Here is a 2,465-nt window from a genome sequence, read left to right as displayed (position 1 = left end):
ATCGCGTCAGTTGCCGGGGCAGGGGTCGCAGCTGCGGCAGCAGCGGGAGCGACGAAATCGGCAGGCACAAGCGGGTCGATCTCGGCAGCGAGCTGCTCGAGCGTCTTGTCACCGGAAAGCGTCTTGCCATTGACATAGAAGGTCGGCGTGCCCTGGAGCCCGAATTCGTTCAGCGCCTGTTCGCGCATGGCTTCCATGCCAGTAAACAGGTCCTGATTCGTCAAGGCTGCGCCGAAGCTTTCCTTGGTAAAACCGAGCTGGGTGGCGATGTTGTAGATCGCATCGCGCGGCGTTTCGGAAACGCCCCATTCGCCCTGGGTCTTGAAATAGGTCGCGATGACGTTGTGGTAGTTCGTCTCGCCTGCAGCTTCGGCCAGCATGAAGATGGCGGCGTCGAGCACGTTGCGCACAAAGGGGCGCAGGATGAACTTTACCTTGCCGGTGTCGATATAGGCGGCCTTGAAGGGCTCGTAGACGTTATTCGTGAAGGTGGCGCAGTGCGGGCAGGTCGGCGACGCATATTCGATGACCGTGACCGGGGCGTCGGGATTGCCGACCACCTTGTCGGAAATATTGCCAGCCGGCGCCAGGAGCTTTGCCTGGTCGATCACATCGCCTTCGGCGGCCTGGGCAGCGCTCAAGCCGCAAAGGCTCAGCGCAGAGGCGGAAGCGGCGAGGATAAGGGTCTCACGGCGGTTGAACTTCACGTGTCAGGCTCCTGATTTTTGTTATGCGCGACACTACACATGGCCTTAGTGTCGGCAAGTGGGCATGATTATCACTTGGGGGTGAACGGTCTATCCGTTGTGCACGTCCTGATCCCGAAAGCGTAACCCCCTCGGGTATATGCTTATCTGCCCTTTGGCTCCGATCTGCCGGAGAGCGCGAGGCCCAATGCCCGCAACGCTTCCCGCAGATCAGTATCCTCGATCTTTTCGACCTCGGCGCCGACCTTTGCGATTTCGCTCTGGCTCGGTTGCCTGCTCTTCTGCGCCTTTGCACCTGAACCGGGCGTGAATAGTTCGGCGGAGAGGCGAACCTCATCGACGAGAAGGTAACCGAAATAACGGTTTACCGCGATGGCGATCTCGGGCGCGGCGTGCTGCACGAAAAGTGCCTGGCCCGGGCCGCAGCGAAGATAAAGCACCGCGCCTTCGTGGCTCTGGGCGGCGCTGCGCGGCCAGACCAGTTTGTCGGGCATAGTGGTCTGGTCATAGGGGGCAGGGGCGATGACCCGCCAATGGGTGATGATGTCCTTGGTCGCAAAGCCGCGCTTTTTCAGCACCGGGTCAAGCGCGCCCGAAAGCACGTCAGCAACGCTGAGTGTCTTGTTCCTGCGCTTGGGTTCGGGCGGTTCCTTTTCGGCCATGAGGTGGGAGTAGCGCTGAGGCGGATAACACGCAAGCGGCGCGTGTGGCCCCACCCCCTCCCATCCTCCCCCATCGAGGGGGAGGTGTTGCATCGAGGGTGTCGCGCGATCTGTTCAAACCCACCGGCCCGCACCTCCCCCTTGATGGGGGAGGATGGGAGGGGGTGACGGCGCGCACAAATAGTCAGGCTTGAAGCCCCCACCCCAAAAACTATATCCATCCGCCATGCCCCTTGTTGCCCCCCACCCCATCGACGCAGACGCAGTGCTTGCCTGGTATGATCGCCATGCCCGCGATCTGCCCTGGCGCGTTTCGCCGGCCGATCGGGCAAGAGGTGTGCATGCCGATCCCTACCGGGTGTGGCTGAGCGAAGTGATGCTGCAGCAGACGACCGTCGCGGCGGTCCAAAGGTATTTCTTGCGTTTTACCCATCTCTGGCCAACGGTGTTTGACCTTGCCGCCGCTCCTCTCGATGCGGTGCTGCGCGAATGGGCGGGGCTGGGATACTATGCGCGGGCGCGAAACCTTCATGCCTGCGCCAAGGCAGTGGTGGACGAGCATGGCGGCGTCTTTCCGAAGACTTCGGAAGGGCTGCAAACCCTGCCCGGGATTGGCGCCTATACGAGCGCGGCGATTGCCGCGATCTGTTTTGATGAGAGGATTGCGGTGCTCGACGGCAATCTCGACCGGGTGCTGGCGCGCTATTATGCGCTCGATGTGCCGGTGCGCGAGGCCAAGGACGAATTGCGGGCGGCATTGCAGCAAAGCGTGCCGGAGCGATCGGGCGATTTTGCGCAGGCCATGATGGATCTCGGCGCAACGATCTGTGCGCCGCGGGCTGCGTCCTGTCTCATCTGTCCGCTGCAACCGGATTGCCGTGCCATGCGCGAAGGCGAGCCGACGATCTATCCGATCAAGCCGGTGAAGGCCGAACGTCCCGTGCGGCGGGGACATGCCTTCGTCATGACCGATGCCGGGGGCGATGTTTACCTGCAATCGCGGCCGGGCAAGGGGTTGCTCGGCGGCATGACGGAAGTGCCGACCTCGGACTGGGTAGCGGACCTTTCGGAGGTCGCCTATCCCGTAGCGGGGAAC

General features: G+C 62.4%; 3 protein-coding genes. 1 reads left to right on the top strand and 2 read right to left on the bottom strand.

Going from position 1 to position 2,465, the window contains the following annotated elements:
• Positions 1-707: DsbA family protein (locus J0I64_RS00305; protein ID WP_291405322.1), on the bottom strand; the 707-nt coding region annotated here is incomplete at its 3' end.
• Between the two features lie 143 nt (positions 708-850).
• On the bottom strand, positions 851-1,369 hold the full coding sequence (locus J0I64_RS00300; RefSeq protein ID WP_291405320.1) for a DciA family protein: 519 nt from the start codon (positions 1,367-1,369) through the stop codon (positions 851-853).
• A 226-nt stretch (positions 1,370-1,595) separates the two neighbouring features.
• Here J0I64_RS00300 and mutY point away from each other — a divergent pair.
• Positions 1,596-2,465: A/G-specific adenine glycosylase (gene mutY, locus J0I64_RS00295; protein WP_291405319.1), on the top strand; the 870-nt coding region annotated here is incomplete at its 3' end.

This window comes from Devosia sp., from assembly GCF_017307565.1.
GTDB lineage: Bacteria > Pseudomonadota > Alphaproteobacteria > Rhizobiales > Devosiaceae > Devosia.
The sequence above is the reverse complement of the archived record's forward strand: the minus strand, read 5'-3'. Positions and strand labels throughout refer to the sequence as shown.

Excerpts from the sequence above, each read along its gene's own strand:
- J0I64_RS00300 (WP_291405320.1), bottom strand. The coding sequence starts at position 1,369 with ATGGCCGAAAAGGAACCGCCCGAACCCAAGCGCAGGAACAAGACACTC.